Annotated in this window: 22 protein-coding genes and 2 pseudogenes; 11 read left to right on the top strand and 13 right to left on the bottom strand. The window is 43.1% G+C overall.

Annotated elements, in window-relative coordinates:
- Nucleotides 1-89 precede the first annotated feature (89 nt).
- From HQ43_RS05150 to HQ43_RS05135, 4 genes are read left to right on the top strand one after another with little or no spacing between them, the layout of a single operon-like run.
- Nucleotides 90-437 carry a helix-turn-helix domain-containing protein gene (locus tag HQ43_RS05150; protein ID WP_036790690.1) on the top strand — a complete coding sequence of 116 codons (348 nt, stop codon included), beginning with the start codon at nucleotides 90-92 and terminating at the stop codon, nucleotides 435-437.
- Nucleotides 428-799, top strand: a complete 372-nt coding sequence (locus HQ43_RS05145) for a MerR family transcriptional regulator (RefSeq protein WP_036790685.1) — start codon at nucleotides 428-430, stop codon at nucleotides 797-799. The genes HQ43_RS05150 and HQ43_RS05145 overlap by 10 nt, the downstream gene beginning before the upstream one ends.
- Nucleotides 800-804: 5 nt before the next feature.
- Nucleotides 805-2859 carry a bifunctional DNA primase/helicase gene (locus HQ43_RS05140; RefSeq protein WP_036790682.1) on the top strand — a complete coding sequence of 685 codons (2055 nt, stop codon included), beginning with the start codon at nucleotides 805-807 and terminating at the stop codon, nucleotides 2857-2859.
- On the top strand, nucleotides 2847-3170 hold the full coding sequence (locus HQ43_RS05135) for a helix-turn-helix domain-containing protein (RefSeq protein ID WP_036790679.1): 324 nt from the start codon (nucleotides 2847-2849) through the stop codon (nucleotides 3168-3170). Before HQ43_RS05140 ends, HQ43_RS05135 begins: the two co-directional genes overlap by 13 nt.
- A gap of 146 nt (nucleotides 3171-3316) precedes the next feature.
- On the opposite strand, the gene HQ43_RS05130 is transcribed toward HQ43_RS05135, so the two are convergent.
- The 4 genes and pseudogenes from HQ43_RS05130 to HQ43_RS05115 form a co-directional block, all read right to left on the bottom strand.
- A complete protein-coding gene (locus tag HQ43_RS05130) occupies nucleotides 3317-4081 on the bottom strand; it encodes a metallophosphoesterase (protein WP_036790676.1) in 765 nt (254 codons plus the stop codon).
- Complete coding sequence (locus HQ43_RS05125; RefSeq protein WP_036790673.1) at nucleotides 4078-4863, bottom strand: hypothetical protein; 786 nt, start codon at nucleotides 4861-4863, stop codon at nucleotides 4078-4080. The genes HQ43_RS05130 and HQ43_RS05125 overlap by 4 nt, the downstream gene beginning before the upstream one ends.
- A complete protein-coding gene (locus HQ43_RS05120; RefSeq protein ID WP_036790668.1) occupies nucleotides 4848-5813 on the bottom strand; it encodes a hypothetical protein in 966 nt (321 codons plus the stop codon). The genes HQ43_RS05125 and HQ43_RS05120 overlap by 16 nt, the downstream gene beginning before the upstream one ends.
- Nucleotides 5814-5929: 116 nt before the next feature.
- Nucleotides 5930-7510 (bottom strand): annotated as a pseudogene (locus HQ43_RS05115) (helicase-related protein); the annotation flags it as partial.
- Between the two features lie 271 nt (nucleotides 7511-7781).
- On the opposite strand from HQ43_RS05115, the gene HQ43_RS05105 reads away from it, so the two are divergent.
- From HQ43_RS05105 to HQ43_RS05080, 6 genes are all read left to right on the top strand, one after another.
- Nucleotides 7782-9002 carry a site-specific integrase gene (locus tag HQ43_RS05105; RefSeq protein WP_036790659.1) on the top strand — a complete coding sequence of 407 codons (1221 nt, stop codon included), beginning with the start codon at nucleotides 7782-7784 and terminating at the stop codon, nucleotides 9000-9002.
- Between the two features lie 4 nt (nucleotides 9003-9006).
- A complete protein-coding gene (locus HQ43_RS05100; protein WP_036790656.1) occupies nucleotides 9007-10272 on the top strand; it encodes a site-specific integrase in 1266 nt (421 codons plus the stop codon).
- 594 nt (nucleotides 10273-10866) lie between these two features.
- Nucleotides 10867-11136 carry a helix-turn-helix domain-containing protein gene (locus tag HQ43_RS05095; protein ID WP_036790653.1) on the top strand — a complete coding sequence of 90 codons (270 nt, stop codon included), beginning with the start codon at nucleotides 10867-10869 and terminating at the stop codon, nucleotides 11134-11136.
- A 7-nt stretch (nucleotides 11137-11143) separates the two neighbouring features.
- Entirely contained in the window at nucleotides 11144-11449 is a 306-nt protein-coding gene (locus HQ43_RS05090) for a helix-turn-helix domain-containing protein (protein WP_036790650.1), read from the top strand.
- A 1-nt stretch (nucleotide 11450) separates the two neighbouring features.
- Nucleotides 11451-11939, top strand: coding sequence for a DUF3408 domain-containing protein (locus tag HQ43_RS05085; protein ID WP_036790647.1), 489 nt, complete (start codon nucleotides 11451-11453; stop codon nucleotides 11937-11939).
- A gap of 199 nt (nucleotides 11940-12138) precedes the next feature.
- The gene (locus tag HQ43_RS05080) at nucleotides 12139-12564 is read left to right on the top strand and encodes a plasmid mobilization protein (RefSeq protein ID WP_036790645.1); all 426 of its coding nucleotides are present in this window, start codon (nucleotides 12139-12141) and stop codon (nucleotides 12562-12564) included.
- Between the two features lie 110 nt (nucleotides 12565-12674).
- Here the strand turns inward: HQ43_RS05080 and HQ43_RS05075 are convergent, their stop codons facing one another.
- The 4 genes and pseudogenes from HQ43_RS05075 to HQ43_RS10165 all read right to left on the bottom strand — a co-directional run.
- The gene (locus HQ43_RS05075) at nucleotides 12675-14273 is read right to left on the bottom strand and encodes an Eco57I restriction-modification methylase domain-containing protein (protein WP_036790643.1); all 1599 of its coding nucleotides are present in this window, start codon (nucleotides 14271-14273) and stop codon (nucleotides 12675-12677) included.
- Nucleotides 14260-17274, bottom strand: coding sequence for an Eco57I restriction-modification methylase domain-containing protein (locus HQ43_RS05070; protein ID WP_036790641.1), 3015 nt, complete (start codon nucleotides 17272-17274; stop codon nucleotides 14260-14262). Before HQ43_RS05070 ends, HQ43_RS05075 begins: the two co-directional genes overlap by 14 nt.
- Nucleotides 17275-17283: 9 nt before the next feature.
- A complete protein-coding gene (locus tag HQ43_RS05065) occupies nucleotides 17284-17523 on the bottom strand; it encodes a helix-turn-helix transcriptional regulator (protein WP_036790639.1) in 240 nt (79 codons plus the stop codon).
- A 255-nt stretch (nucleotides 17524-17778) separates the two neighbouring features.
- Nucleotides 17779-18030 (bottom strand): annotated as a pseudogene (locus tag HQ43_RS10165) (hypothetical protein); the annotation flags it as partial.
- 316 nt (nucleotides 18031-18346) lie between these two features.
- Here HQ43_RS10165 and HQ43_RS05055 point away from each other — a divergent pair.
- Entirely contained in the window at nucleotides 18347-21655 is a 3309-nt protein-coding gene (locus tag HQ43_RS05055; RefSeq protein WP_152567487.1) for an Eco57I restriction-modification methylase domain-containing protein, read from the top strand.
- Between the two features lie 106 nt (nucleotides 21656-21761).
- Here the strand turns inward: HQ43_RS05055 and HQ43_RS05050 are convergent, their stop codons facing one another.
- From HQ43_RS05050 to HQ43_RS05030, 5 genes are all read right to left on the bottom strand, one after another.
- Entirely contained in the window at nucleotides 21762-22190 is a 429-nt protein-coding gene (locus HQ43_RS05050; protein ID WP_036790629.1) for a plasmid mobilization protein, read from the bottom strand.
- A gap of 353 nt (nucleotides 22191-22543) precedes the next feature.
- Nucleotides 22544-22852 (bottom strand): helix-turn-helix domain-containing protein, encoded by a 309-nt coding sequence (locus HQ43_RS05045; protein WP_036790625.1) that lies wholly within the window; start codon nucleotides 22850-22852, stop codon nucleotides 22544-22546.
- Nucleotides 22853-22859: 7 nt separating this feature from the next.
- The gene (locus tag HQ43_RS05040) at nucleotides 22860-23129 is read right to left on the bottom strand and encodes a helix-turn-helix domain-containing protein (protein WP_036790622.1); all 270 of its coding nucleotides are present in this window, start codon (nucleotides 23127-23129) and stop codon (nucleotides 22860-22862) included.
- Nucleotides 23130-23628: 499 nt separating this feature from the next.
- The gene (locus tag HQ43_RS05035) at nucleotides 23629-24918 is read right to left on the bottom strand and encodes a site-specific integrase (RefSeq protein WP_036790619.1); all 1290 of its coding nucleotides are present in this window, start codon (nucleotides 24916-24918) and stop codon (nucleotides 23629-23631) included.
- Between the two features lie 9 nt (nucleotides 24919-24927).
- Entirely contained in the window at nucleotides 24928-26181 is a 1254-nt protein-coding gene (locus HQ43_RS05030) for a site-specific integrase (RefSeq protein WP_036790616.1), read from the bottom strand.
- Nucleotides 26182-26293: the final 112 nt, after the last annotated feature.

Here is a 26293-nt window from a genome sequence, read left to right as displayed (position 1 = left end):
TGCATCTGATGCAAGACGATTTGCATTAGGTGGAAAAACTTGCATGTAGTGGGTTGCTCTTGCTAAGATGTCGTAATAACTTTACCATTATGAGCAAGTTATCAGAGTTTCTCAAACAAGGAAGACTCAAACTCAACTACACACAAGAGTATGTAGCTGAAAAACTAGGAGTTTCATCAAGTAGTGTGTCTCGCTGGGAAAAAGGCGAGGTGCAACCATCTATTGCTCGTCTCGAACGATATGTTGAATTTCTAGGCTTTTCGTCTAGTATCGCCTATGCAATTCTTGCAAGTGAAGAGATTGAAGAGCCTCGCCCTATTGCTGAAATCAAACTTGAAGTATATTCTAAGGAGGCTTACGATGCTATCATGAAGGTCGTAGGCGACTTCGGAGTAGACGTAACAATCGAATCTAAACGTTTACGCAAATGGATCTAATCGCTATGGAAAGTCAAGCCTATCAAGAGTTGATAGACCGGCTCAATCGTATTGAGCAATATGTGGAGCGTACAAGCCACTTATTGCAAGACATCGACGACGAACTAGAGATGTCTACCCAAGATCTTGTTGAGACATTGATGATTTCAGACTCAACACTGTATCGCTGGCGAAAAAGAAATCTGATTCGGTATCGCTATACCGAGAGTGGAGAGGTGAGGTATTCCTTCAAGTCAATCCTCATCGCCCTAAAATGCAATCGCCTGCGTGTGTCTGGTGTGCGAAATGGAGACCTAATCGGTCGGATGAACCGATTTAAGGACAATCTCATCATCAATTCTTGTATTCATCCCAAGACTTAAGAACTATGATTGACAAAAATGAAATCCTTTCCCTTACGCAGGGAGGTTTGAATGTGTTTTCACACTACCTGGGTTTTGAAATAAACTTGCACCGCAATTTTCGAAGCCCATTCTATGATGATAAGCGTGCTTCTTGTCATATCTACTATGACAGGAAGACGTCTGTGTATAAGTTCTACGACCATGGCAACCCCACTTATTGTGGGGATTGCTTTTGGTTTGTAGCGACCCTATTGGGCTTAAATGTAAAGAGTAGTTTCCCTGAAGTGATGGAGGCTATTGTGCAAAGCTTGGGCTTGTATTCCCTTTGTAAGGGTGAAAGTCCAAGAAGCACGCAGGCAGTTCCAAGCTCTAAGCATGCCCCTCAACGGGTGGTCTGTACTCACAAGTCTGAGGAGCGACCTTATGATTTTGAGATACAGCCCTTCGATGATAATCTGCTTAACTACTGGTCACACTATGGCATCTTTGAGGATACGCTGCGTCTGTTTCGAGTTAGATGTTTGAAACGCTATGAAAGCGTTTCAGGCGAAGGTAATCCCTTTGAACTAAATAGCACTCCGACAGAACCGATCTTTGCGTATGTAGGCAGTGGTTATGTCAAGATCTATCGCCCTCACAGTGCTAAGCTTCGCTTCCTCTATGGCGGACGAATGCCTAGCCCTTATTGCTTCGGTATGGAGCAGCTCCCGACAAAAGGCGATATGCTATTCATTACGGGAGGCGAAAAAGATGTCCTTTCGTTGTCTGCTCATGGCTTCCATGCCATCTGCTTCAATAGCGAAACGGCTCAAATCCCTGAGAATATCATCGAGAGCCTAAGCCTTCGATTTCGACACATTATTTTATTATATGATGCCGACGAAACAGGGATACGTGAGTCCAATAGGCAAGCCGAACAACTTTCGGACTACAAAGTCCTTCAACTTAGTTTACCTCTTAGTGGCTCAAAGACAGAGAAAGATATCTCTGATTATTTTGCTCTCGGATATAGTGCCGAGGATTTTAGAGATTTGCTCACTAAGATGTTTGCCGATATTTATGGTCAAACGATGATGATGCTTCGCTCCTGCGAGATTGACTATGACAACCCACCTGATGCCTCTAAGGCGGTCGTTTCGGTCAATGGTGTGCCACTCGGCACGCAAGACAATCTCTTCTGTATCACTGGAGGCAAAGGTACGGGGAAGAGTAACTACATCTCTGCTATCCTCTCTGGTACTTTACTCGCAGAGCATATGGACGCAACAGAAACCTTAGGGTTGGAGATCACCGCCAATCCCAAGGGTTTAGCCGTCTTGCATTACGATACAGAGCAGTCAGAGGCTCAATTGTGCAAAAATTTGGGTAAGACGCTTAGGCGAGCATCGCTCACAGCCGTGCCAGAGTTTTATCACTCTTTGTACTTAGCCTCGCTCTCACGCAAAGACCGACTGAAACTTATTCGTGAGAGTATGGATTTGTTTCATCATCGCCACGGAGGTATTCACCTCGTGGTGATCGATGGCATAGCCGACTTGATTCGCTCGGCTAATGACGAAAGCGAGAGTATTGCGATTGTCGATGAGCTTTATCGATTGGCAGGCATTTACAACACTTGCATCATCTGTGTGCTGCACTTTGTACCGAACGGCATCAAACTGCGTGGGCATATCGGTTCAGAGCTACAACGCAAGGCAGCAGGCATTCTCTCTATCGAAAAGGACGAAAACCCCGAGTATTCGGTGGTCAAAGCTCTCAAGGTGAGAGATGGTAGTCCTTTAGATGTGCCGATGATGCTCTTCGGCTGGGATAAAGCCTTAGAGATGCACGTCTACCGAGGGGAGAAGTCTAAGGAGGACAAGGATAAACGCAAGACAGAAGAGTTAATAGCGGTTATCCGAGAAGCCTTTAGGCTCAACACACGGCTCTCGTACCAGGAACTCTGTGAGGTGCTGATGCGAGAGATGGAAATCAAAGACCGCACAGCAAAGAAGTATATTGCCTATATGCGTGAGCAGGGCGTCTTAACGCAAGACACGAATGGTAACTATCAAAAGGGGGAGAGATGTCGTACATAGAAGATCACAAATCAGAAAATCAGCAAACTGACTGGTATAAGCTCCTCTTTGAGCATATGCTTTCGATGGAGGAGAAGCTTGATGAGCTACTTATTATCAAAGACCAACTACTCGATACGACCGTTCGTCCACCACTGAAGCCCGAGTATCTCGACATCATTGAGGTAGCAAAGCTTCTGCGTGTTGAGCAAAAGACTATCTACAACTGGGTTTGGGAGGGTAAAATACCCTACCTCAAAGCCAATGGGCGACTGCTCTTTAGGAGAGATGAGATAGATGAGATGCTAGAAAACAACAGAATACTAGATTAAGTGATGTAATAAATAGGTTATCAGAAATTCGTATTCTTCAATTCAATTGTCCAAACTTGCAAATGGGGGCAGAAAATATCCCTATTTGCAAGTTTGAGTAATAAACAACTTGAGTATGTTTTGCTATAGATTAGCTCATCTAAAAGCTATATGACAAAATGTTTGTCGGGTCGAAAATCAAGGTGTTCATCACGAAAAACATAGCCCAGTTGGTTGCTTAGACATTTTGCTGCACCGATGCTTCTCTCTATGTTTCTATGAGAATGTCCATATATCCAATAATCAATGGGGGAATTCTGTATAAAGCGACTTAGTTCCACGACAAAAGCTCCATTTAGAAAACTGCCCTCAAACTCAGGAGACATCAATTCAACCGATGGCACATGATGTGTTGCTACTACGATTTTCTTAGATGAATGTTGTTCGACACTTTTTTGAAGAAAATCGAGACATTGCTGATGAAGAGTATTGAAGTCTATCCAACTAAGGTTATTCTCCTTGTTCTTTATTCGTCTGAAATCCGTTATAGCCCTTTCTGTGAAGTATGCGTTATGCTGCTCTATATTAGCCCATAGTGTTGTTCCAATGAGTACTATCTCTTGGGACAAATCTATAACACTATTATAATAGCAGGTGATATTGGATCGTATGGATAGTTCCCAACCATTATATAACTGAGAGACATCAAAGAACTTGTAAAACTCATGGTTACCTGGGATGACAATACACCTCTCAAAGTTATCAGAAACCCAGTCCCAGAAGGGGTGCCTTGAATAGTTCTCGTCACCAATATATCCTATATCCCCAACAAGCACAAGCACTTCCCCCATCGGAATTAGAGGGTTGTGCTTTAGAAAGCTGCTGTTTTCGGCAAACTCTAAATGTAGGTCTGAAGCATATTGAATTTTCATTGTTCGTCTAAAAAGCAGTTGTTGAGCAGTTGGAGTAGTTGCTCACTTGAGATTGAACCTAAACCTGTCGCCTTCATAAAGTCGGCATTAGGAAGGTCCTCATGCACCATTTGAATGAATAGCCTCAAGTCTTCTTGTATCATTGCTGGGGCATCGAATCGATCTGCTGGTGCTAACATAGCCAAGAGTCTGAACACATCTTTCTTGTGCTTAGCTATCTCTTTACTGTCGATACGAGCTCCCTGTGTTCTACGAGCGATCATATCAGTGTAAGCTTTGCATTTTAAGCAAATCAAGCTCTCAACGTTTGCGATATGTACTCCATCTTCATTTTGGCTATGCTCTATGGTGAAGTTGTAGTAATCATCGCTCATAAGTATTGCAGAGAGACTAGACAGATCCTCTGTCGTTGGGATAGGAGTCAAATGGGCATCCTCTGGGAGCTTAAAGGCATCTAATCTTCTAGAGAACAACTCAATCTGATGAGGGAAACTATCTTCCTCGGGTTGTTTAAATCGATAATACTCATGGCGAGATGAAGCAGAAGTATCAGTTCCCTTATTTCTTTCACCATAGTTTCCTGCCTTTATAAACTGCCAAAAACGTTCTACAAATTCATGAGATAGAGCTTCGACAACCAAGATGATGTCTATATCCTTGGTGGCTCGTGGAGCAATGGCATTGTTCTCTTCGTGTATTTCGCAGGCAGTTCCGCCAATAATGACATAGTTGCCCTCAAAAGCTTCAAAATACTCTTTGAATTTTTCTATTCCTCTGACCATAATGCGTTAAGTAAATTGTCTAATTCTATTTGAACTCTCTCGTCTTCTGTTTGTCTAAGAGAAAGGTACAGAGAAAGCTTATCAACAGTGTTTGTACTGCTAAGTAGATGTGGGGAGTATTTCCAAATCTCAACAATATTATTCCCGAACTTCTCATTTACACGAGTAGAGAGCGTTTTTAACGCTGCTTTTGTTATGGCATAACATGCTCTTGGTTCGGGATTTATCATAGTATACTCAGAAAGGGCATTGATGCCACTTTGCCAAGTGTCTATAACATCATCTGTGTAAACGATTTTTGCGACTGGGTTTTCTAAGAAAGGCAAAGCCTTCTCCCACAATTCTCTTGGGGTATGATGCAGTTCAATCAATTTACTCTTGCCTTGGCTCACTTTGATTAGCTCTTTGTCATATAGCCAACGGATAGCACGATTAGCAGAGGCATATGAAACATCAAGTTTACTCGCCAAAGCTCTTGCATCTAATCCTTGAACAGACTCAACTTGAAGATGATAAAGTAAGAGAACCTGAGCTGTAGGAGAAATCGTTTCTGTTAGATCACTTCCTATCTGTTGCTCCTTTCTGAAATTGACTAATAGGGAAGGCAGGAACATTTGCTTATTGGGAACAATAAAGTTTATCCTAAGATTGGCAAGTCGCAAAGCATTGTATGAAGCTATCTCTTGGGTCGCAAGAATTACCAAACTTCCAAGTTTCTGTTCTAGTATTAGAAGTTTTTTCTGTATTTGTTTTGGGGGAATGATGTCTGCTTGCTCTATAAGAGCTAAGACGACATCACAATTCAGTATCCTGCCACTGTATAGATTAAACTCTCCTGATATAGCAATAGGAACTCTATTTCGTAGAGACTCGTTAATCGGCGAGAAGACGACCTTCTCTCCGATATATTCATTAATGTATGTGTTTGTATTTTCTATCAAACGACTCATATTGCACATAATCTCTCATTCTGATTTTGTGCAAAGATAGTGATATTATATTGATTTACAAAACTTATTTGAGGTATTTATTCCATACGACTTCAGTAAATCAAACTATAGGATTTCTATCTCCACTTGGGCTTAGATATGACCACACAACTCATGATGCCTCGGTCTTCTTGTTCGCTCTTCGGAGCTTGCATAGGAGACTGGGGCGTTGTCGTGTTTTGGGGCGAAGTGTGAGCTGGCTCTTGCTTTTCCCCTTGAGAGGTTGTGCTTTGTCCGCCACCTTGACTTTGCCCCTGCTTCTCTCCCTCGTTGACCTCTTCCTTCTCAGGCTCGGGCGGAGCCAGTTCTAAGGCAATTTTGCGGTCGAGCTCGGCTGCTTGGGTCTTGAGCGAACGCAATTCGTCCTCCTTCTTCCATGAACCGCCCGCAATCGCTGTGTAGACGCCGATGTCTGCCTTCGCCTTGGCAACTTCTTTCTCATGCGACTCTATGACCTTAGGAATACGCTCCAGAGCGTTCACGAAGTTGGCACAGGCTAGTTTGGGGTCGCTGGCGAGCTTACCATTATTATAGGTGTAATAGATGCCCTCCTGACCTTTGACGAAAAAGCGATTGACCGACATCTGAAACAGGTCTTTGCTGGAGCTCTCGGTCTTGACGGTGATAGAGAAGCCATAAATCTCTCCAATCTTGTGATGCTCTCCATTGGTGCGGGCTTTCTCCTCAATCTCTTGCAAGCGTGCAGCCATCGCCTTGATGTCATCACCCTCTTCCACTCCTTTGAGGACAAGTTTATTGATGGGGTTGCCCTCTTCATCACGCTGCACACGGCTCTCAAATGCTGCCAAGTCGGCTTTCGCTTCCTCGACACGCCCCGTGTGATACTCCACCGAGTGCTGCATCTCTGCGAGTTTACCGCTGGCGGCATCACGCTCCTTGAGGAAGGACTTACGCTCTGATTCAAGAGCGGTAACTTTCTTATCGAGCTTGGCTTTCTCTAGGAGGTCGGTATTACCCGAGAGTACGGCTACGTATTCAGAGAAGTTCATACCGCTGTCCTCATCCATCGATCCCTCGTCAATCGTACGAGAGCCCAGCGTGTTGGTCTTGAGCTGATTGATGAAGAGCTGTTTATTGTGCAGGAGGTTGAACTTATAGCTATCCAACGACCGCTCCACAGCATAGATAATCACATCGACCTTGTTGTCAGCAAACTCCTTGGCGATGAGGTTGCCCTTACGTACAGCTCGTCCGTTGCGTTGCTCAAGGTCTGATGGTCGCCAGGGTGTATCGAGATGATGAATCGCCACGGCACGCTGTTGGGCATTTACCCCAGTGCCAAGCATCGAGGTAGAACCGAAGATGATACGAATATCGCCTTTGTTCATCGCATCGACCATTGCTTTCTTGGCTTTCTCGTTCTTACACTCTTGGATGAAGCGAATTTCAGATGAGGGGATGCGGTAGTCCTCTACGAGCTTCCGCTTGATTTCGCTATACACATTGAAGTCATCGCCTGGCTTATAAGTGCCGAGGTCAGAAAAGACGAACTGCGTTCCCTTCTGAGCATTGTACTTTTGATAGTAGTCGTTGAGCATCTTGGCACAGTGCGAAGCCTTGTTGTCCACGTGGTCTTCGTAGGCAGGGTCAATCATCCGTAAATCTAAGCTCATCTTTCGGGCAAAGTCGGCAGGCAGAAATCAAGGGATAAGTAAGGAAACGGAGAAATAGATAATCGTTTGTTTATCATAGGATTGTCGTTTTTCTGCGTTGAAAGGGAAAGGCAAAAGGGAGCGATTTTCGGCAGGAGTTCCGTGGGCAAATCGTAACCCCTTGTCTCCCGAAGCAAAAAGGGGTTACGATTTGAGTCTAAATCCCTGTTGATTAGGTTTTTATTCGCTTCCTCTCCACCTTTTGCATAGCTCATAAGCACTGTGTCAGAAGTAACTTTGTAACAAAGAAAAAGCTATGCAAACAGAACAACTTAAAGTCTCGTTTTTCGTACAAGCGAAGCGAGTCGACCAGCACGGCAATGCCCCCATCTTTGGGCGTATTGCTATCGGTAGGAGTAGTGCGGACTTCTCTGCCAAACTCAAAGTCCCTCTCGCCCTCTGGGATAGCCGTAAACAGCGACTTCTCGGCAAAAGTCATGTCGCCGTAAGCCTCAATCGGAAACTCAATGAGTGCATCGCACTCATTCATACACGCTACCGAGAGCTTTGCGAGCGGGGCGAGGTGGTCAGTGCCTCCCAACTGCGAGATGCCTACCAAGGACAGATGCAGGAGGAGGGTTTTCTACTGAAAAACTTTGAAGCCTACCTTAATCAGATACAATCGCGCATCGGAGTAGATAGAGCTTTGAAAACATTCAAGCTCCGCTCTTATCAGTTATCTGTGCTGCGGGAATATGTGCAGAAGCGTTACAAGCTCAAGGATATTGCCCTAAGCCAGCTCGACAAAGCCTTCATCGAGGGTTTTGAGTATTACCTCACCATCGACCGAGGCTTAAAGCCAAGCACGATAGCTAGTACACTCTCCACTTTACAGTCTATCGTCCTGCAAGCCGTTAGGCGAGGGCATTTAGACCTTAATCCCTTCATGGGCTACAGCTACGACCGCCCCAAGGGAGAGCCACGAAGCATTACAAGGGCAGAGTTGCAAGCTCTCATCGCCTTGGAAATAGCGTGGGAGAACTACCGCATCGTGCGAGACCTCTTTGTCTTCTCTTGCTTTACAGGCTTGGCGATTTCCGATGTCCATAACCTCAGAGAGGAACAAATCGTAACCGAGGAGGGACAGCTATGGATTAAAGGCAGACGACAAAAGACGAAAACCCCTTATCGGGTGCAGGTGCTACCGCCCGCCCTTACGATGATAGAGCGGTATCGAGGCAGGCGAGCAGGCTTTGTCTTTGATGTGCCAAGCGTGGATGTCGTACTCAATGGTATGCACTACCTCAAAAAGCAACTCCAGATGGACAGACCGCTGACCTTTCATATGGCACGACATACCTTCGCTTCGCTCATTACCCTTTCTTCGGGTGTTCCTCTCGAGACCGTGAGTCAGATGCTGGGGCATAGCGACCTGCGTACCACGCAGATTTATGCCCAAGTATCCTCCGAGCGCATACGGCAGGATATGCAGCGAGTGCAAGCACGTATTCAAGACACATTTACCCTTAAACTCTAAGACGATGGCACGCAGTACATTCAAACACATCTTCTATATCAACCGCTCCAAACAAAAGAAGAGTGGCAGATGCCCCCTGATGGGGCGCATCACCATTGATGGCGAACAGGTGCAATACAGCCTTGGCGAGGACATCGCCCCCGAAGACTGGGACAGCCGACTCGGTAGAGCCAAGGGCAAGAACGAGGACACACAAAAACTCAATCGCCTCATCCAAGAGTATCACGCTAAGGCGGAGCGTCTGTATCAATCCCTGCTTTGGGAGCAAGGCTATATCTCTGCCGATCTGCTCAAGCGTGAGCTATTAAAGCCCGAAGCCTCCAAGGCTTATCTCATAGAGGAAGCTAACAGATTTATCGCAGAGAAACAGCCTTGCGTAGGGAAGACCGTGGCGAAACCTACTTTTAGTAATTATATTTATGCCACACAGCTCATTCAAGCCTACCTCAGAGAACTGTTAGCAAGAGAGGATATTGCCTACTCGGAGTTGAGTTACAGCTTCATTGAGGGTTTGGATTTCTACCTCAAGAAGGAGCGAGGCTTGTCGCTGGCCACGATACAGATAGTCGTTATCTTCTTGCGTAAGCTTATCGGCATCGGGCAGCAGCAGCGTTACATCACGGCAGACCCTTTTGTGGACTATAAGGCAGAGCTACCCCAACGCACAAGACGCTACCTCACGACCGAGGAGTTGCAACGAGTTTTAGAAACACCCATCAAAGACAAGCAGTTTGAGCGAGCCAGACTACTCTTCCTCTTCTGTGCCTTTACGGGGCTGGCGAGGATAGATATGCAGCGTCTCAAACCCAAGCACATCATACGCTATGCCGATGGCACGGCAGAGATACGCATCAAGCGACAGAAGACCGATGTCGAGGCGAGTGTTCCCCTTTTGCCCATAGCGGAGCAAATCCTTTCGCTCTTCATCGAGGGCAAGGCGGAGGACGAACTCATCTTCCCGAACCTTACCGTGCGTAAGGCTTCCTTTGCCTGCGTGAACATTGGGCAAATCTGCCGTATCGACAAGGGGCTGACCTTTCACATGGCACGCCACACTTTTGCTACGACGCTCTGCCTCTCCAACGGCATTGCGATGGAGACGCTCAGCAAGATGCTCGGGCATAGCAGTATCGACACGACACAGATTTACGGCAAAATCACCGACCATAAGATACAGGAGGATATGACGGCACTTGCCGAGCGTCAGCAGGCGGAGTTTAAGGACTATTGTACCGCCATCATGCGTCAAGCCGAGCCGTCCACCGCCTAAGGTCGTATTCATTTCGGGCAAAGGTACAAGGGCGGTCTGTTTGCCTATCAAGGTCAAGTCCTGCGGAGGGGGGAAGAATCTCCACCGCAGGACTTTTTGTATCATAGCGGTCGTATTCCTTCCCTCCCACCTTGCTTGGCAAGACCGCCCTTTGTGAAGAAAAGCCCGAACGAATACGACATACTCAGGCTCTTTGGACGCAAGCAAGGCTTAAAGCTATCTATCGCTATGGCTATCGTTTGAGAGGTAGCTCAAACAGCCTATCAAACTCTCGATAAATCGAACGTTCGATAAATCGATTTATCGAAATGTCGAACTCTCGAGATGTCGACATATTGATTTCTCGACAAATCGACATCTCAAACGAGCCATTTTCGCCCATAGGAACGAGCCGACTCCTCATCTCATTACCGCAAGTAAGCGCTTTTTCAGCCTGCTGCTTTTCCTGCCTTTTCCCTCGTTTTCCTTGCTCCTCCTGAGGCTCTTGAGAGCTGCACGCTTAGCCCTAATTTTGCCTCCAAAAGAAAAGGCAAGTCCGAGCATCTGCCCCGACTTGCCACCATATAGAAACGCAACTTAAAACCAACCAAAGCAATGAAAATTATCATCGTAGAGGGCAAAGCGTGGGAGCAGCTCCGTTCCTCCTTTGCCGACTTTATCCACCGCACAGAGCAGCTCATCGGTAATCCGCCCCAAACAGAAGCGTGGCTCGACAACGAAGCCGTCTGCCGTAGGCTGAGCATCAGCAAGCGAACCTTGCAGACGCTCAGAGATACGGGCAAAATCCCCTTCTCTATGGTCGGACACAAGTGCTACTACAAAGTGAGTGACATCACAGAAGCATTGAACTCAAAAACTGAATGAATGCACTATGGCAGAGAATGAAATCATTACAAGTGAAAACCCTCAAATGAAGCTGTTTACGCAGATGATGGAGGGTATATTAGCCAAGCTGGAGCGTTATTGTGCCTCGGCTCGCCCGATGTTCGGCGGTGAGGTATTCCTCACTGGCGAAGAGGTCTGCGAGCTACTCAAACTTAGCACACGCACGCTCCAAGAGTACCGTAGCAACGGCACATTAGCCTATTACAAGATAGGAGGTAAGATACTCTACAAACAGAGCGACATCCAAGCAATGCTCGAAAGGCATTATAACCCCATTCTAACAAAGAGATAGTATGACACAAGAAGAGAAAGATAAAATCCTCAGCGAGGGTTTGAAACGGCTGGGGAACTATGGAATTAACCCGAATAGGTCTAAACTCGCCTTTGACCCTGATGAGGAAGACGATGATGAGAATGGTATGCCCAACTTCAGCAAGAAGTTTGCTTCATTACTTCAAAATCCGCCATCGAAGCCTAAGCCCCAGCACCAAGCCCAGCCGAGTAAAGCTCCGACACCGCCCAAAATCGAAGAGCCTGTCGTCAAGCAAGGCTTAGCTCAAAAAAGGGAACGACTCGCCCAATTTCAAGAGAAGTACCTCCAGCCCCAACGCATCAGCCACCGCAAGGCGGTCTATGTATCCGAAGAAACGCTCAAGAGCTTAGACTTGGTTGTTCGCAGAATAGGAGAACGTGGGGCGACAATCTCGGGCTATGTGGAGCGAATACTCAGAGAGCATCTCGAACAGTACAAAGAGGACGTAGAAGTGTGGCGGAAACTCTAATGTCTTGCGTGTTTAGCACTCAAAGCCCATCTGAATACCTGCACTCAATGGGTGCAAGTGTTCAGATAAGGGATATATCCCCATCTTGACATTAGCAAGGTGTGTCTTTGTCCCACAAATTGTCATTTGTCGCACAAAGACCCTTACCCCGATAGGGGTATCAATCACTCCGAAGTCGTGATTAAAGAAAAACGAACCAATGAAAAGAAAGAATACAGACAAGCCAGACGGCAGATGTGCCACCTGCCCACGATGGGACAGATGGCACATCAGAATACCGAACCCCGAAGACCAAAAGAAGCTCATCGAGCTGTACCGAAAGTCGGGCGCGAAGACCAAGAGCGACTACTTCAGAGGACAGCTCTTGAATCAATCCTTTAAGGTCATTATAGAGGATAAGACTGCCGAACCCTACCTCAGAGAGTTGAACAGTATTGTCGCCCTAACAAGAAGAATAGGGATTCTCTACAATGAAGCCGTCAAGACGCTCAACAGCTACCATTCGGTTAAAACTGCCCAGATAATGATCCGCAAGCTCGAAGTCTACTCGGAAGCGATCATTAAGCTACAGATGCAGGCGATACAGCTAACTCTTGCATATAGAAGGAGGGAGATAATTCAATAGTGACGACTTACAACTAAGGGATATTGACTTTTATCTCATTACTTCCGATAAACTGTAATAGCTTCAATAGAACCATCCACGAATTCTTTATTATCCAGCGACAGCAGTCTTTATCGATTCAACCTTCGATTGAGTATTTTATGCCAAATAGATCGAGCAAGCCGTACTTCTTCAGCACTTAACCCCATCCCTTGACATAGAATAAAGTCATCCGTAAAATCTAGGATTTGTTCAGCGGTTGCCTTGGCTCTTAATAACTCATCGATATGTTCAAATATCTGCTCGTTTTCAACTCGATAGGGTAAATATACCTCACCGACTTCACTTGGCATAAGCTCCAAACAGCCTCCTCCAAAATTTCGACCAAGAATTTCTGAAAAGGCAAATGATAAAGAGTTGTAATAACTTGCGATAAAGGCTTTCTTGTTTACTCCATTTTTGATGAATACTCGATGCATAGTATCTGTAGTGTATGCACCAGTTTCATTTAAGACAAATTTGGGGTAAATATTGTTCCTCCTCAAGAAGAAGGCATCCGAGAGCTTTATGGAAGGCACCACCCACCACTGTTCTCGGATGCCAGTTTTGTAACCCTTGTGAATTCCGAGTTTCTCTCCATGCATTATGTAATGTTTTATGCCATCAGTATCTTTACCGTTGAATTCATTGGGGAATGCAAGGAGGTATGCCTTAGCCCCTGTTTTAACATTTTCTTCCCAGTCTTCTGTTGTAAAAGAAACTCCACTTACTTGTATACTTCGTCCGACCATCGGATATGCATATTGAAATAGTTGATATTCTTGTACAATCTTATCTGATACCGTGAAGTAATTATTAGCACCTGTTGTAATTCCAACTTCAATATTGGCAAAAGTTGAAATGGTATTTCCCTTACCTGTCTTTATCTTCTCCAACAGGTCAAGCTCCTTTTGATCTAAGAAATAGTAAGTCCACTTATCTGTGTAGAAATCAATTTTCTTTGTTGGTGAATTGAATTCACAGGGATTAAGCTGCAGAAGCTCCTTTATATCTTTAACTTCAATATGTTCAATTTTATGCTCCTTGGTATTATTCTTCTCACAGAGGAGTAAAACTACATCTTGTTGAATTTCGTCAAAAACTAATTCTTTGAATGATATGATGTTTATTTTATTGAAGGTTTTGGATAGGTATTTTCTAAGTTGTTGTGCATACTTAACCATAAGTAATTCAGATGGAATTACAAAACCCATTCTACCCTGATTGCGTAGTAGTAGAGTCGAACCAACAACAAATGTTACCCAAGCATTACTCTGCTTTGAGCGCTTTAATTTTGCTTTTTCAAATATTTGATCGGCTAGTAATTGTTGCTCTTTATCATAATATTGATATCGAATGAATGGGGGATTACCAATTACCAAATCAAATCTCAGATCTGTTTTAAGACAGAATTGATGAAAATCACAATTAATAATATTTGCATTGGCTAATCTAATAGCACGAGCTTTTTCAACTTCTTCCGCTTCATATTCTACGGCAGTAATGCTATCATAAGGCACATTATTATTCGCCAAGCACTCTAAGAATACTCCATCACCACAGCTTGGCTCGAGTATATCAAGACGCTCTTCTCCATTTATACCCCAACGCAAGATAAAATTGGCTATTGTAGCGGGAGTGTAGTATGCCCCTCTAAGTTTCTGGCTTGTTGCATCTTTAATTAGCTGCATATATATTCTTAATTATCGGGATTTTAGAAGCCTCATTTGTCGTTAGACCATAAAGTCTATTTATTGCCCTTTGTTGCTCATCCTTTAGAGCCTTAAATTGCCGCTTGAGAGGAATCGCTCTTCTATGGTTTTCTCTCATATTCGCAATCCGCTCTCCAAGTTCAATAAGGGTTCTTTGTCTCTCTGAGATTTCATCATGTTGAGAAACCTCAATAGGATTATCGAAGTTGATAGTTCTGATAGGTATTTGCTTAAGAACTTTTGTTCCCCTTGCAATATATCCACCACGAAATATCTCCCCATAAAGAGATGCAAGCCACTCTCCTTGAAGAGATCCCAATAGAGCTTGAATATAGTAGATTGAATAATTACTAGTCTCAGGTAGGCTTATCATACAATAGCCAGCAGTACCTCCAGAAGAAACTAGTGTGCCCTGTGTATCAACTGCATATTTATCTGACTGAGCTAATACTCCTACTATAATCTTTTCACTTATTTCACAGGCTTCTAAACATTGATGTCTACCATAACGATACCACTCATCAGGAGTCACAGGGGCGGGCTGTATACTTCTTGATGGTTTTGCTAATTCACTCTGGAAATCTAGAAGAAACCTATGAAGAAAAGGATAATTCTGTTCAATTGAGGGTAGTGACATAAGCTCTAACCTACCTTCTGCATCCTTTTTGTATGGAAATATAACACGAGCATTGGGCTTAAAAGTTCGATAAGTACTCAGAGCATTTTCTCCTTGAGTTGTCTTAAAATAGGGCTTTGTAACGCACTTCTCTATCTGATAAACCCTTCTATTGAATGCTGTAAAAGTAAACAAATCGTCTTCTTCAGATTCTGGTTCAAACACGTAAATTCGGTTTGCACTAGTTTGAATTCCATTAAAGATATTATCTTCCCCTACGATATCTACAAGGGGGCTGGCATTAGCTGTAATCTTGTCAAAGAGATGTTGGTTTACATCAGTACAAATAACCCAAGTTTCATCTGAAAGTTGATTAGAGTCTCTGGAAGTGAATGTATATGAACTTTCCTCTCGAACTCGCCACTTATCAAATTGCTCTACCTCTGAATACTGAAACCGAGCATTTTCTCCTTTCTGTAAGATAATAATACAGGTATAAGTTGATTTATCTTCAAAGACTTGATGAGCACCAAAAAAAGTTAATGCCCGTAAGAACTTCCCATTCGCTATGAGTCCTCGTAAAGGTTTAGCAGCTCCCACCTTCATGAATTTACTTGGAACGATATAGCCTAAATAGCCCCCTTCTTTAAGGAGAGTAAGAGCTCGTTCTATGAACAAGAAGTACTTGTCATACTGCTTATGGGCACATACATAGCGATTCTCTGTTTGGTATAATTTTTTTTCAGAGGGGGTAAAGTTTTTTATGTCCTCCGTTTTCATATAAGGAGGATTGCCCACAATCAGGTCAAACTGCCTATCCCCAAAATCAAAAGGATTAATTTCATCAGCTAACCCCTCGGGCACATCACTTGGGCTCAATAAACTATTACCATAGAAGATGTTATTATCCATCCTGGGTAGTATTGGATGCTGATCAGACAATGTATCTAAATCTTCATCCTCTAGAAGTTTAAGTAGTAATCCAAATTTGCAGGCTTCAACAGCATTATAATCTTTATCAAAGCCATATATACAATTCGTAAGTAGACGGCATTTCGTTCTGTAAGGCAGCCTATATGAATCAACGTTAGTTCGAATTAGCTGTGAAGGGTCATGTATTACATAATAATCTATTAGTGCATCACACAACAACTGATACAACTCTAACAAGAAAGCACCGGAACCACAAGCTATATCCGCACATCTCAATTCATTTAGCTGTAAATCTGTTTTTTCTCGAATTACATCGTTCACTGTCTGATTTAAGATCTCACGAACGATATAATTGGGGGTTGTTACGATATCACGTTCAATGTTCTCAGGTTTATCAACGAGAACAACCTCTCCGTCTTGAATAGCAATCTTCTGAGCCAAGAAGATTTCGTATATCCGACCAAGGATGTCAGACGAAAGAACCGCAAAGGAATATGGACTTTCGGGGTAATATAATTGACGGATAATTACCCAAAATGATGAACTTATTTGTCCAATGACATTCTCAGAAAGCAGTTCATCAAAAAGCCCTGAATTATACTTTCGGTCAGCTTCCCTGAATTTTTGTATTAAAGCTGAGTAACTATCATTTTCGGCGATATTAAGCAAAGCCTGATAAGTTTCAATATTTCGATCTTCGCAAACTCTAAGAAATAAAATCTTGTTAATATAGCTCTGAACAATATCACCCAAAAAGTCAGCGTCAATGTTAGGATCATAGGAGTATATCTCCATTCCCAACATTTTCCTCCAGCTGTTTATTTGATCTAAAAATAGTTTGTCAATAGATCTATGATCAATATTTAGTACGATATCTTTCCATTCTGAGTCAAATTGCCCACTATACACTGATTCCTTACCTAAATATTTAAGTAACTCCTCTGCAGCGTCTTCGTAGGAGGTATAGTGATATTCCTTGATTCGATACTTGGTAAGGGAGTCATTATCTTCTACAGGACTTGAAGTTTCATAAATAAAGAGGTATTCAAAGTTGGAAAGAACTGATATCTTTAGCCCAGCTGTAAATCCATATCTTCGAACTTGTTTTGCAGGTTCATTATCTTCTTCAATCCGTACGCATGGTTTTTTTGCTTCAAGAAAAAACTTACGTTCTCCGTATAGACGAAATGTATAGTCCGGTTTTTTGGAGTGTGTTGATGCATTTTCTCTGAGTGATTCCTCTAAGAGAACCTCTCGTTCATTAGTACTACGGTTAGATACATTACGGATATCCCAGCCAAGCGCCTCAAACAAAGGATCTAAAAACTGGCTACGAAGCTCTGTTTCGTTAAATCTCGAAGAGCAATAAAAGTCTTTATTTTGTTCATACTTTTTAACGAGGGTATGTATCTGTAATTTTATATCTTGCATCACTTTCTCTTAGTTTTCATTCTTTTCATAAGACATACCTTCATCCGTAAACTCAATACATACAACCTCCCTAAGATCTGCGTTCAGGGCTTTGCATATATTTAACAATGTTTTAAGTGAAGGCTGGCTAGCATTAGTACACCACTTGCTAACAGTAGCAGGATCTTTATGCAACTGTTCTGCAAGCCATTTGCTAGTTTTATTTCTATCCGCTAATACAGCTTTTATTCTATTTAAGTTCCTATTCATTGTTGAGCTACAATATTTTGATGCAAAGATACTAAAGTGACTCCAATAAGGATGAATTATACGCCATAAAAATGGTATATAATTCAATTTTATAACAAGTTAAGGCACTCTTTATTGCTCAAAATAAACTACCTTTGCAATATCAAAATAGGTGTTCATTGAGAGATTGCAAAAGAAAGAAAGGGAAAGAAGCTCGCTCGTTGACAAGTCGTAACCCCTTTCCCATTTACAAAGACTCATTCTTCTGATTTTCTGCTATATATACTCATCTGTATATCTTCTCCTCGCGTAATCAGTTGCGATAAGCATTTTCGCCTTTTCCTCACGTTCGCTTAGGGGCTCACGCCCTAAGACGGTAGCATTGCCCGTCTTGGCGAACTCCATCAATCGCTTGATAAAATCCTCCTGTTCAGGTGTTGGTAGAATGTTGTGTAGGATTTCATTTTTCTCGGGTCGGTCGATACCGATGTCCTTAGCTGTACGAAAATCGCAGATCTCCGCATAAAATCCGATTGTAGAGAGTTAATGGGTTGATATTGAGTAGATAGTAATGTGTCTACTCGGCTAAGGGGAACGAATAAGAAACGAGCGAAGTACTTCTTGCTTCTTGGTTTTGCAACTTTACAAATATCCCTTACTTCTTACTCGCAAAGGTACTGATTATCCGATGAAAAACGACTGAAATCAAAGAAAATCGTTGTTTCTGATAAATAATTCCCTAAATCTTTCGCTTATAAGCTCCTTGATATCGTACCTTTGTAGATATATCTTGGAGTTAAAGCCGACAATTTATATAAAAAAGAACTTTGATAAAGACATAGCAATGAGCAACTATTCAAACATATCAAGATGGCTGAAGAGTGGGGAATACCGTTCTCTGATAGATTCTGTCCTTACGAAAATCGTAAGGAACTGTGAGCTATCTAATAGTGAAGCAGATACTTCAAGTATTTTTGAAAGAGAGATATATTACCTTGTTAGATCCCAATTAGGGATAGAACTATCTTTTAGCAAAGAATCCCCAATAGAAGGTATTGTGCATAAATTCGAAGGGCTTTCATCTCGCAAAAGTGGTCATGGGCGTTTAGATGCCGTAGTTAATAATATAATTATTGAATATAAACATCACACCAAACTTACAACAGAGAAACAAATCACATCTGCATTTGAGCAAGTAAAGGATTATCTTATTGCTATTGATAAAAATGAAAATATCAGATATGATGCTATATTAACGGATGGAATAAAAGTTGCCTATTTTCAATTTATAGGTGATGTTGTTAGAAATACAGCTCTGAGGACTATAACTGTGGATGATATTGACAGAATTGTTAAGGCTATTCTAAATAACCAATCAAAGAAATTTGATCCATCTAATATCGTAAAGGACTTCTCGATATCACCAAAGTCATTATCCGTTTCAAAGAAAATTGCAAAAATACTATACAATCAATTAACATCAGACATCACAGAAAAGTCTGAGATGTTGTACTCTGAATGGAAGGAGCTAATGCACTTATCTGTGGCAGATAATGGTAAAAGTAATGATATTGCAAAAAGAAGAAAGGATCTATCTCTCATTTTTGACTGTAACATATCAAATACCGAAACGGAGTATAAGGCATTATTCGCCTTGCAAACAACTTATGCTATAATAGTAAAGCTAATAGCCTGTAAAGTTGTGGACAAGCTAAATTTCAATGAGGAAACTCATGAATATCACGACTTGTCCGTTCTGGCATTTGATAAAACTCAAAAATTCTTCCAAAAAATGGAAGACGGATACTCATACACAAGTTTAGAGATTAGAAATTTTCTAGAGGGAGATTTCTTCTCTTGGTATGCTGATTCCAGTCAATGGTCTGAAGGTTTTTGGAAGGATATCAGAGAAATTATAAAAACATTAGATGACTATTCTTCTTTTTCTCTTAATGTCAAATATAATCCTATAGATATTTTCAAGGATTTATATATGAGCATAATTCCTCAGTCTGTGAGACACTCAATGGGTGAATACTTTACTCCTGAATGGCTTGCAGACTGTGTAGTAACAGAGGCTTTAACGACAATAACCAAAACACAATGGACGGCAATTGACCCTTGTTGTGGCTCTGGAATCTTCATTATTGCTTTAATCAAAAAAGTCGTAGGTAATATCGATATAAACGAGCTATCAAAAAGTCAGAGAAAAGAGTTATTGAATTCTATCCTTAACAGAGTACACGGTATTGATATCAATCCCCTCTCTGTATTATCTGCACGCGTCAGTTATTATATTGCTATTCAGCAATTTTGCGAAGTTGAAGACGTAGAAATACCCATATTCCTCGGAGACTCTGCAATTGTTCCTATCAGAGAGAGTGTCGATGGAGTAGACTGTTATCGTTATGCAATAAACAACAATAAGTTTGGGCAGTTAAAGGTACTATTACCTGTCAGTTTTGTCAACAAAGCTGATTTTGGAAAAAATATGAGTAACTTACAAGCACTCGTGAAAGCCGAGAGTCCAGAAGCTCTTTACAAAAGCATTATACAGGGCTTTAGTGAAGAGGAAAAGAGTTCGGTAACTCTGATGGAGTCGGTAAAAAAGTTGGCAGTAGACCTAGTAAAGCTCCATAAAAACAAATGGGATGGTATTTGGATACGTATAACGACCAACTTTATGCTTATTGCTAGGTTGCAGAAGCATGATTTAATCGTAGGAAATCCACCTTGGGTAAAATGGGAACATCTTCCTAGTGCTTACACCAAAAAAATTAAGGAGTTTTGCAATATTAGGCATATATTCTGCAATGATGGCATGTATGGTGGAGCTCAGTTAAACATCTGCGCCCTTATATCCAATGTTGCGGCAACGAATTGGTTACATCGCAATGGTATTCTTGCATTTCTTATGCCTGATAGTTTGATGTCCCAGAACTCATATGAAGAATTTCGTAATTTCTACATTGATGATGAAAAAAAAGAGAGACTTTATTTGCAGAAACTTGACCGCTGGTGTGCACCTCTGAGACCATTCAAAGTTGGGAAAAAGTCTGTATCCCAAGACTTCAATACTTACTATTATTCATCTCAATTTGTAGACTATAAAGATGGAGTCAAAGTTCGTTCTATCTCAAAAAAAGACAAAGTAAACGACTTAGTTATCAATAATTGTGCTTCATTCATTGATGCGGAAGAGTATTTAGATATAAAAGAGGTATCAGCTAGACAGCTAGCCGAGAATTCAACTCAATTCACATATGTATCTGCTCGCTTTGATTTTTCTGCTATCATTGGTGATACATTCTACAATTATAGAACAGGAGTTGAATCAACACCTTTTGAGGTTTTTAAAATGGTTGGTGTAGGTTGTTCAAATCAGCCCAACCACTATCGTTTCAAAAACAAAATACTAAAGGCGTCTAAATATAAAGTAGATAATATCCCTGTAAATGGGTGGGATTTCCCTGTTGAACTTCTTTATCCGATGATTGAAGGACCAGCAATTACTCCATATTCTGTGAACTGGGACAATAACTTCCATATTATCCCCTATAACCAAGATAATACGAGCCTCCCAATACCATTGGACAAGTTGTTAGAATCGAATGAAGAGCTAGCAACATACTTCTGCAAACATAAAGAACTATTGGAACAGCAATCCGATAAAAGTAAAAATATGCATCGTGGTAAAGAGTTTTATGCACTATCAAAGATTGGACCATATACATTTGCCCCTTTCATTGTCGCTGCAAGAGATAATTCTAACTTTTGCTCTAGTGTTATTCGCCCAGTGCATACCCCTTGGGGAGAACTCAAACAAGCAATCTGTGTAAAGCATACCATAATAATAAGCCAAGATATTAAAGGGAACTTTATATCAGAAGATGAGTCTCACTACATAAATGCTATTTTAAATAGTACTATAGTCCGCTCTTATATACATGCGACCTTTAAAACTAACGGATTTAGTCTGAAAAAGTCAAATCTATGTATGCCTAAATTTGATTCCTCAAATAGGCTACATTCTAGACTTGCAATATTGTCTAGAATAGCAACTTTACCCCAAAATGCTGAAAAGAGAGAACGAATTTCAGACTTGTCTTCGTATATATACATACAAGTCTGTACAGAATACAAAAGCATGTAGACATCTATAAGTACATATAGGTTGTATCACATCATTAATGGGGGGCAAGACGATTTCTATCCACATATATCAAAGAAATGGTAGGCTATTGTTAAACAGATTATAACTAGTTAGCCTTCTTGGCTTGATTATCAAATGCCATTGTCAGCTGTATCGCTTGTACTTGTAATTTGATGATAGCTGCGGAGTATCTTTCGAGCTGCTGTATCATTCTTTGTGCTGTGGCGACCGAGTGGTAGCTGTTGAGCGTCTTAACGGCTTCGTTGTAACTCACACCGATGATCCTCAATTTAGTGATGATGTTGCCCAGCTCTCTTAAATACGGCTCAGAGGATTTATCCTCTGTGATGACCTTAAAGGATTCGTTCAATAGCCGTCCTCTGACATAGTCGCTCTTGGTCTTTGCTCCCGACTTTCGGTATAGCTCAATGAGCTTTTGCTGGTCTTCGGGCTTGGGTATTCTGATGTGCCATCTGTCCCATCGTGGGCAGGTGGCACATCTGCCGTCTGACTTGTCTGTATGCTTTCTTTTCATTGGTTTAGTTGTTCTTTAATCACGACTTCGGAGTGATTGATACCCCTATCGGGGCAAGGGTCTTTGTGTGACAAATGACAATTTGTGGTACAAAGACACACCTTGCTATGCACAAAAGAGGGGTAGGTTCAATCGCTGATGGCTCAGCATTCAGTTGGTCATATAGTTCTTGAGTTCATAGCTTGTTCTATAGTTTCAAGATTGAGTTTAGAGGTCATTTCATAGGTCGTTATATGACTTCAAAGCTAAGTTTAGAGGTTGTTAGTTGAGTTTCTCTGGGAGTTGGTCTAAATAGACTAACTGACCAATTGACCAACTGACCTAAGTCTATGCTGACTTGAGTCGGTCTAATCCTACTTTCTGACTGTTAGAATGGGGTTATAATGCCTTTCGAGCATCGCTTGAATATCGCTCTGCTTGTATAGTATCTTACCTCCTATCTTGTAATAGGCTAAAGTGCCATTACTTCGGTACTCTTGGAGCGTGCGTGTGCTGAGCTTGAGTAGCTCGCAGACTTCCTCACCAGTGAGAAACACCTCTCCGTCTAGTATCGGGCGAGCCGAGGCGCAATAACGCTCCAGCTTAGCTAATAGTCCCTTCATCAGTTGAGAAAACATTTGCATCTGAGGACTATTGCTTGTGATGATTTCATTCTCTGCCATAGTGTATTCATTCTGTTTGTGCGTTCAGTGCTTTCGTGATGTCGCTCTCTTTGTAGTAGCACTTGTGTCCGACCATAGAGAAGGGGATTTTGCCCGTATCTCTGAGTGTCTGCAAGGTTCGCTTGCTGATGCTCAGCCTACGGCATACGGCTTCGTTGTCGAGCCACGCTTCCGTTTCGGGGGGATTGCCGATGAGCTGCTCCGTGCGGTGGATGAAGTCGGCAAAGGTGGAGCGGAGCTGCTCCCACGCTTTGCCCTCTACGATGATAATTTTCATTGCTTCGGTTGGTTTTAATTTGCGTTTCTATATGATGGCAAGTCGGGGCAGATGCTCTCGCTTGCCTTTTCTTTTGGAGGCAAAATTAGGGCTAAGCGTGTAGCTCTCAAGAGCCTCAGGAGGAGCAAGGAAAACGAGGGAAAAGGCAGGCAAAGGAGCAGTCTAAGAAAGGGCTTACTTGCGGTAATGAGATGAGGAGTCGGCTCGTTCCTACTTGTCGAGAATGAGGTAATTGAGCCTATTAAGGCTCGCCTTATAAAAGAGCAAACAGATTATGCTCTGCTTTAAGCCTTGCTTGCGTCCAAAGAGCCTGAGTATGTCGTATTCGTTCGGGCATTTCTCCACAAAGGGAGGTCTTGCCGAGCAAGGTGGGAGGGAAGGAATACGACCGCCAGAATACAAGAAGTCCTGCGGTGGAGATTCTTCCCTCCCTCCGCAGGACTTGACCTTGATGGGCAAACAGAGCGCCCTTGTACCTTTGCCCGAAATGAAGACGACCTTAGGCGGTGGACGGCTCGGCTTCGCTGGCAGTGGTTCGCTTGCGTGGTGGGCAAACCCTCAGAGCCTTGCGAAGCGTCTGCGTCTGCTCGCTCCCCATCAGTGGGAGCATCTCCTTGGCGATTTTCTGCTTGCTGACCTTGGCATATAGCTCTGTGGTGCTGATAAAGCGATGTCCTAACATCTTACTCACCGTTTCAATCGGCAAGCCGTTCTCCAAACAGATGGTTGTGGCAAAGGTATGCCGTGCTGTGTGCGAACTCGCCTCTGTATGTGGCGAGCATCCAGCCTTGATGAGTAGTTCACGGATTTTGCGATTGAAGTGGCTGTTTACGGGAAACTCTCGGAAGTATAGTCCCTCTGAGCGTCCTTGCCCTACAAAGGCGAGAATCTCCTCGGCAATGGGGAGCAATGGTACGATACAACAATTCTGCGTCTTGGTGCGGTAGAGCGAGATATATCTGCGTCCATCACTGAGGGTATAGATGTCCTCCATCCGCAATTTCTTGAGGTCAGAGAAAGCCAAGCCAGTGAAACAGCCCAAGAGGAATATCAGTCTGATATGATTATCCACAGAGCGATGCGGACGATAAGCCAAAAGTTTTCGTAGTTCGTCACCGCTGAGCGAGTTGCGTTCGTAGGCAGGGGTGTCTATGTCGATGAGGTCAAAAGGGTCTTCTCTCACGACACCCTCCATCAAAGCTCTGCGAATAACTTGGTGCAGGTGTCTGAGGCGGTTGGCAACAGAACTTACCTTATTCCCTAAATCTCGGAGCATATAGAGCCGATAATCCTCAATCAACCCTTTGGTCACCTCGGGGGGCATACATCCGCTTTGCCCCCTCGAAGCCAAAAAGCGAGCAAAGCTCTTGTGACTATCCCGAAAGGCTCTTATGGTAGCTTTACTGAGAGATTTATCCTCATAAGCCCTCTTAGCCTCGCAGACCGCTTGATATAGCTCTAAGATGGACTGCTGAGGCTTTTCCTTACGAAGAAACTGCTCCTTGAGATACTCGGCTGTGATGTATTGCTCCTCTCGGAGAATGCGTTCATAGAGTGCATTCAGTCCTTGTTCGATAGCATTCAGTGCGTTGTTGATGCCTTGAGCCGTGGGGGTGCTTGCTTTTACTCTTGCCCTCTGAGCGTTCCAATCTTCGGGGGCTGTTTGTTGCTTGGTAGAGAACGAAGCGGTCTTGCCATTACAAGAAATGCGACAGCGGATAAGACATAGCCCCTGCTCATTCGCCTTGCTACGGTCGATAAAGAATAAAACTGAAAATGTACTTTTCATTGTCTTGGTTTAATTGGTTAGACGATAGTGGGCAATCTCGGGTAGGATACGCTCTATATCCCGAAATACACGCTCGGGCGAGGTCTCTGCATAAACTTGCGTAGTCTTGATTTGACTATGCCCCAGCATCTTTGACACGCTCTCGATAGATACCCCTTCGGAGAGGGTCATCTGTGAGGCGAAAGTGTGGCGAGCCATATGGAAGGTGAGGCATTTATTGATTTTGCAGAGCTTCGCCATCTTCTTCAGATGGATATTGACCGTATCACAGCCAGGAATGGGCAGAAGATAGCCCTTAGGCGGTTCGTGGCGAAAGGCTCGGGTGTGAATGCCTCGGTACTGCTCAATGATGGCAGCAGCCTCGGGCAAGAGTGGGATGTGGCACACATTGCCTGTCTTGATGCGAGGCTTGCGTATCCAAGTCATACCGCCCTCCTCGACAAGATGTTCAGCCGTAAGGTGGTAAATATCCGTGTACGATAAGCCTGTATAACAAGCAAAGACAAACATATCCCTTGACACCAGCTCATAATCTCCTAATTGCGTTTCATCAAGGGCGACAACTCTCTGCAATTCCTCCTTAGTGATGTAACGTGGCGAGCCGACATCCCAGCGGATAGAATAGCCCAAGAAGGGATAAGTGTCGATGATATGCCGTTTGTATAGGTCTTTCAGTAGCGAAGCCAGCATAGAGAGGTAGCCAGCCGTGGTATTGAGTTTGAAAGCCTTCTCTCGGGAGAGATAAACCTCAAAGTCTTCAACCAAAGCTCTACCAACTTTCTGAACAGGCAGGTCGCCTACTCGATAGCGGTGTTTGATGAAAGCCTCGAAATGCTTGCGAAATAGCAAGATGCACTTATACCTGCGTTCACTGCGGTCTATACCCACACGCTCTCGAAAGCGTGCCAAATAGCCTTCCAAATGATAGAGCAAGCCTTGGCTATCGCTGTTTAAGCCAAAGAGCGTGTTTTTAACCTCCTCAGCTGTTACTATTTCCCCTTTTCTGCTCTGCAAGTGTTCAAAGGCTCGATGTACAGCGAGTTGTAAGCGGTCGAGTTCTGCGTTTACAGATACAGCTTCGGCACTTTTGCCCACGAGTCTGCTCTTGCGGCTATCCCATAGCTGGGGAGAACAAGCAATTTTACAACTGAACTGCACCATTGTTCGCCCCACACTGAGGCGAGCCATAATCGGACTTTTTCCGTCCTTACTCTGTGTGCCTCGCTTGAGGTAAAAGAGTAGCTTCAATGTCTTTTCTTTCATTGTCGTTTTTGTTTACAAAGTTAGACCTCTAAGGGATAGTTTTCGCTACGCAAAACATTGAAAACAAGAGAGAAAACACCATTTTAGTTACCACTTTTTGCTTACCTCTTCC

This window comes from Porphyromonas canoris (assembly GCF_000769115.1).
Classification (GTDB): Bacteria; Bacteroidota; Bacteroidia; order Bacteroidales; family Porphyromonadaceae; genus Porphyromonas_A; species Porphyromonas_A canoris.
The sequence above is the reverse complement of the archived record's forward strand: the minus strand, read 5'-3'. Positions and strand labels throughout refer to the sequence as shown.